Source organism: Streptomyces sp. NPDC006265, assembly GCF_040613555.1.
Classification (GTDB): domain Bacteria; phylum Actinomycetota; class Actinomycetes; order Streptomycetales; family Streptomycetaceae; genus Streptomyces.
Genome location: NZ_JBEXSH010000646.1, coordinates 1 through 5299 on the forward strand (window position 1 = coordinate 1; position 5299 = coordinate 5299).

4 protein-coding genes are annotated in these 5299 nt (G+C 72.3%); all 4 read left to right on the forward strand.

Features of this window, described 5'->3' with window-relative positions:
• Positions 1 to 632: 632 nt before the first annotated feature.
• The 4 genes from ABZ281_RS36325 (at position 633) to ABZ281_RS36340 (ending at position 5175) form a co-directional block, all read left to right on the forward strand.
• Positions 633 to 1985, forward strand: coding sequence for an MFS transporter (locus tag ABZ281_RS36325; RefSeq protein ID WP_356662319.1), 1353 nt, complete (start codon positions 633 to 635; stop codon positions 1983 to 1985).
• Between the two features lie 36 nt (positions 1986 to 2021).
• The gene (locus ABZ281_RS36330; protein WP_356662320.1) at positions 2022 to 2681 is read left to right on the forward strand and encodes a response regulator transcription factor; all 660 of its coding nucleotides are present in this window, start codon (positions 2022 to 2024) and stop codon (positions 2679 to 2681) included.
• A 17-nt stretch (positions 2682 to 2698) separates the two neighbouring features.
• On the forward strand, positions 2699 to 4090 hold the full coding sequence (locus ABZ281_RS36335) for a HAMP domain-containing sensor histidine kinase (protein ID WP_356662321.1): 1392 nt from the start codon (positions 2699 to 2701) through the stop codon (positions 4088 to 4090).
• 92 nt (positions 4091 to 4182) lie between these two features.
• Positions 4183 to 5175, forward strand: a complete 993-nt coding sequence (locus ABZ281_RS36340) for a TAXI family TRAP transporter solute-binding subunit (protein WP_356662322.1) — start codon at positions 4183 to 4185, stop codon at positions 5173 to 5175.
• The last annotated feature ends 124 nt before the right edge of the window (positions 5176 to 5299 follow it).

Here is a 5299-nt window from a genome sequence, read left to right on the forward strand (position 1 = left end):
CTCATCTGTGCGTCTCCTTGATCATCGGATCCGCCGATCATTGAACACTCCCCGCCGCTCGGAGCTGGGGAGGGATCTGAGGATGGCCCCGGACGACGGGCTGAGCCTGGTCGTACGCGCGAGCGGCCACCAGCGCCACGCCGTGGACGGCCACGGATCACCCGGCGCCACCGGGGACTGCCCTCGAGTGTCCGCTGCGCCCGCACATGGTCCCTCGAGGAGCCGGGCGAGGGGCTGCGCCGCCGGGGCGACATCTTTCCGGCCAGGTGGCCGCCAACATCTCCGTAGTGAGCCGTGGCGCTCCGCTTCAAGGACCACAGCTGCCGAACCCCGGCCGGACATTGACCTGAGGCCTGCCGGGGCAGGGCTCAGGTGCCGGCTTGTCGGGCCTCAGCCATGGGCTTTCATGAAGCCGGCGGCGCCTTGCTTCGGTTCGTCGTCGGGCAGGACTCCGACCTTGCCTGCCTCGTCCCGCCGGCCTGGCATCCCGGAGCGGGCCGCTGGGCCGCGTGACCCGGGCGGACTTGATGCAAGGACCCTAAGGAACTGTTAGGACCTGGTTCCGGATGTTGTGGCGGCCCTGTCGTGCCGTCGACTCTGTGTGCTGCCAGGCCGCAGACAAGGGAGTTCCGATGGCCACTCAGACCACGACCGAGCGCGCGCGGAAGCCGCGCCGCGATGAACGCAGGGTCGTCAGCAATATCGTGCGCGGATCGATCGGCAACCTGATCGAGTGGTACGACTGGTATGCGTACACCGCGTTCAGTGTCTACTTCGCTGCCGCGTTCTTCCCCGCCGGCGACCAGACCGCCCAGCTGCTGAACACCGCCGCGGTGTTCGCCGTCGGCTTCCTCATGCGGCCGATCGGCGGCTGGGTCCTGGGCCGCTACGCCGACCGCCGTGGCCGCCGCGCGGCGCTGACGCTGTCGGTGACGCTCATGGCGGCCGGTTCGCTGATCGTGGCGCTGACCCCGTCGTACGGCTCGATCGGGGCTGCCGCGCCGGTGCTCCTGGTGACCGCGCGGCTGCTGCAGGGCCTCTCGGTCGGCGGTGAGTACTCCACCTCGGCCACCTACATGTCCGAGGTGGCCTCGCCCGGCCGCCGCGGCTATTACTCCAGCTTCCAGTACGTCACCCTCATCGCCGGCCAGCTGGTGGCGCTCGGCCTGCAGATCGTTCTGCAGCAGGCGCTCAGCACCGCGCAGATGGAGGCGTGGGGCTGGCGGATCGCGTTCGTCGTCGGCGCCGCGGGAGCGGTCGTCGTCCTGTGGCTGCGGCGCGGGATGGACGAGTCGGAGAGCTTCGAGCGCGCGGCGGCCGAGGGCGGGGACGGAGACCGGCAGGGCGGCGGGCCGGCGCGTGGCAGCCTGCGGCTGCTGCTGTCCTACCCGCGACAGTGCCTGGTCGTCGTCGGGCTGACCATGGGCGGCACGCTCTTCTTCTACACGTACACCACGTACCTGCAGAAGTTCATGGTCAACACCAGCGGCATCGCCAAGCCGACGGCGGCCTGGATCAACTTCTTCGCGCTGCTCGTGTTCGTCGTGCTGCAGCCGGCCATGGGTCTGCTCTCCGACCGGGTGGGGCGCCGTCCCATGCTGATCGCGTTCGGGGTGCTGGGCGCCGTGGTGGTGGTGCCCTCGCTCACCCTGCTGTCCCACACCAGCGACCCCGTGTACGCGTTCCTGCTCATGGTCGTGCCGCTGACCGTCAGCTCCCTGTACACCTCGATCAGCGCGGTGGTGAAGGCCGAACTGTTCCCGACCTCGATCCGGGCGCTCGGTGTCGGCCTGCCCTACGCCCTGACCGTGGCCGTGTTCGGCGGAACCGCCGAGTACGTCGCCCTCTGGTTCAAGAACGCCGGGCACGAGAGCTGGTACTTCTACTACGTCACCGCCTGCGTCCTGATCTCGCTGCTCGTCTACATTCGGATGCGCGAGACGTCAGACGGATCCCCGCTGGACGAGGGGGCTTCCCGGACGTAAGGATCCCCAAGGCCGACGGGACGGAAGGAGGCGACCGTGCGTGTGCTGCTGGCCGAGGACGACGACGGTGTGGCCGGCGCGCTGACTGAGGCCCTGTACGAACACGGTCACCTCCCCACCCGGGTACGGCGCGGCGAAGAGGTCCTCACCCGGCACCGCCAGGCCGACCTGCTGCTGCTCGACCTCGGCCTGCCCGATCTCGACGGTCTGGAGGTGCTGCGCAAGCTGCGCGCGGTGAGCGGCCTTCCGGTGGTGATTCTCACCGCGCGGGGCGACGAGCGGTCCGTGGTGCGTGGCCTGCGGCTGGGCGCCGACGACTACCTGGTCAAGCCGGTACGGCTGGCTGAACTGCTGGCCCGTATCGACGCGGTCATCCGCCGGGCCGGGGCACCCGCCGCCCCGGCGCCGCGCACGGTCCGCGTGGACGACGTCGAGGTCGACCTCCACGCGCGCCGCGTGACGGCGGGCGGTGCAGAGGTGCGGCTGACCACCAAGGAGTTCGCGATCCTCGCCGCGCTGGCGGCCCGGACCGGTACCGCGGTCAGCCGCCAACAGTTGATGGACGAGGTGTGGGGTGACGCCTACCTCGCTGTGTCCCGCTCGCTCGACGTCCACCTCACCCAGTTGCGCGCCAAACTCGGCCGTCCCGAGGTGCTGACCACCATCCGGGGCTTCGGTTACCGGTTCGGCGGCTGAGCCGGCAGGGACCCTCCATGCGCACCCGGGTACTGACCGTCGTCCTGGCCTTCGCCGTGCTCGCGGTGGCCGGCTTCGCCGTGCCGCTGCTGGGCGTCACCGCGTCCCAGCGCACGCAGCGGCTCGTCGCGGCGCGCACCGCCGACCTCGACCGCTTCGCCTCACTGGCCGAGCAGGCCGCCGAGAACGGCGACACGGGGGTGCTGACCGCCGAGGTGACCCGCTACTCCGAGCTGTACGGCGAGGCGGTGGTGGTCGTCGACGCCCGCCGCGCCCCGGTGGTCCAGACGAACGGCATGCGTTCCGCCGACCCCGCCGTCTCCCGCCTGGTCGACGCGGCGCTGCGCAACCAGCGCATCTCGCCCGGGGGCACGCTGCGCCCCTGGTCCCGAGACGACGAGCTGCTCGCCCGCCCGGTGGGCACCGGCACCCGGGTGTCGGGGGCCGTGGTCCTGCGTGCCTCGGTACGGGCCGCCGCCGACGACATCGCCCTGCGCTGGGCGCTGGTCCTCGCGGGAGCGGGCCTGTTCGCCGCGGCCTGTGTGCTGCTCGCCCGCGCCGCCACGCGGTGGGTCGTACGCCCTCTGCACCGCCTCGACCATGCGGTCGGCACACTGGCGGCCGGGCTGCCGGCCGAGCATGCCCGGGCCGGCGGTCCGCCCGAACTGCGCCAGCTGGCCACCGCCTTCAACCGCATGGCCGACGCGGTGACCACCGCACTGGAACAGCAGCGCCGCCTGGTGGCCGACACCTCGCACCAGCTGCGCAATCCGCTCGCCGCACTACGCCTGCGCATCGACTCGCTCCAGTCCCGCCTGCCCGCCTCCGCCGCCCGCACCTACGGCGGCGTCACGGCCGAACTCGAACGCATGGAGCACCTCCTCGACGACCTGCTCGCCCTCGCGAACGCCGAGCACCGCGCCGGTGAACTGTCCGTCATCGACGGGCGGGAAGCGCGCTGCGACGCGACGGCGGTCGCCGCGGCCCAGGCCCAGCTGTGGCAGCCGGTGGCCGCGCAGGCCGGAGTCCATCTGGATGTCGCCCCCGGCCCTTCCGTCGTCATGCCCTGCACGGAGGAAGAACTGGCACAGGTGGCCGACATCCTCCTCGACAACGCGATCAAGTACGCCGGGAGCGGCGCCCACGTCCGGACGTCCTGCTTCACCGAGGGCCCGGACGCGGTGTTCGAGGTACGGGACGACGGACCGGGCCTCGCCACCGCAGAACTCACTCAGGCGGGCACCCGCTTCTGGCGCTCGGAACGACACCGCGACGTACGCGGCAGTGGCCTCGGCCTGGCGATCGCCGAGCAACTGGTGACCGGCCGTGGCGGACGCGTCGAGTGCGCGGCGACCGAGCCACACGGTCTGCGGGTCAGGATCGTGCTCCCCCAGGGGCATCCGGCATGAGCCGCGAAGGGACATCCGGCGTGAAGCACGACAGGGCGTACGACGGGGCCGGGGACCGGGGACGGGACCCGACCGGCGAAGGGACATACGGCCTGACCGGCCCCGCCCGCCGCACCGCCCTGCGCGCGGCACTCGGCGCGGCATACACCGGACTGCTGGCAGGCGCCGCGACAGCCGACACACGGCACACGGACCGTGGCCCGCAGGGCGATCTGCGGATAGCGACCGGCGAGTCCGACGGCTTCTACGCAGCCTTCGGCCGGCTGCTCGCCGGCCAGGTCACGGCGGCCTACCCCCGGCTATCCTGCGAGGTGATCCACAGCGAGGGCAGCGTGGCCAACGTGCGGCTGCTCCGGACGCGCCGGACCGATGTGGCGCTGGCCTTGGCCGACAACGCGTGGGCAGCGTACGCCGGCTCGGCACCGTTCAGCCGCGGTGTCCCGCTCCGTGCGATCGGGCGGGTCTACGAGAACTACGTACAACTGGCCGTGCGCGCCGACGCGACGGTCCGCAGCGTCGCAGACCTGGCGGGGCGTACCGTCTCACTGGGCGCGCCGGCATCCGGCGGTGCCGTGCTCGGCGACCGCCTGCTGCGCGCCGCGGGCCTCACTCCGGGCGTCGACGTACGGATCCGCCACCTGCTGATGCCGCAGGCGGCGCGCGCGATGCGGGACGGCGCCATCGACGCCCTGCTGGTCGCGGGCGGCGTACCGCTGTCCGTGCTCTCCGGCCTCGACACCCGCCCCGGCATCCGCCTCCTGCCGCTGGCCGGCCTGTTGCCCCGGCTGCGCGCCGGAACGGGACGGACCGGCTCGGGTCTGGAAGCGGTGACGGTGCCGGCGGGGGCCTACGGGGGAACAACCGAGGTGTCCACCATCGGTGTGGCCAACCTGCTCCTGTGCCGCCCAGACCTGCCCGCGCCCGTCGCCGCCGCCCTCGCCCGCGTACTGGTCCGCCGGGCAACCCGTCTTGTCCCCACCACGGCCCTCGGCACACAGTTCCTGGACGCCCGCAGTCTGATCTCCACCGGCGTGGTTCCCCTGCACCCCGGGGCGGTGGCCGCCTACCGGGAACTGCACGGCTAGTGCCGCGACAGGCAACGTTCGCCCCGTCGCGACGCCCGGCACGCTCCCCCACGCTCTCGACTCCGCTCGAGCAGGGGGTACCCCCACTCGCCGCACCGGCCGAAACCCCAAGTACGTCCAGTAC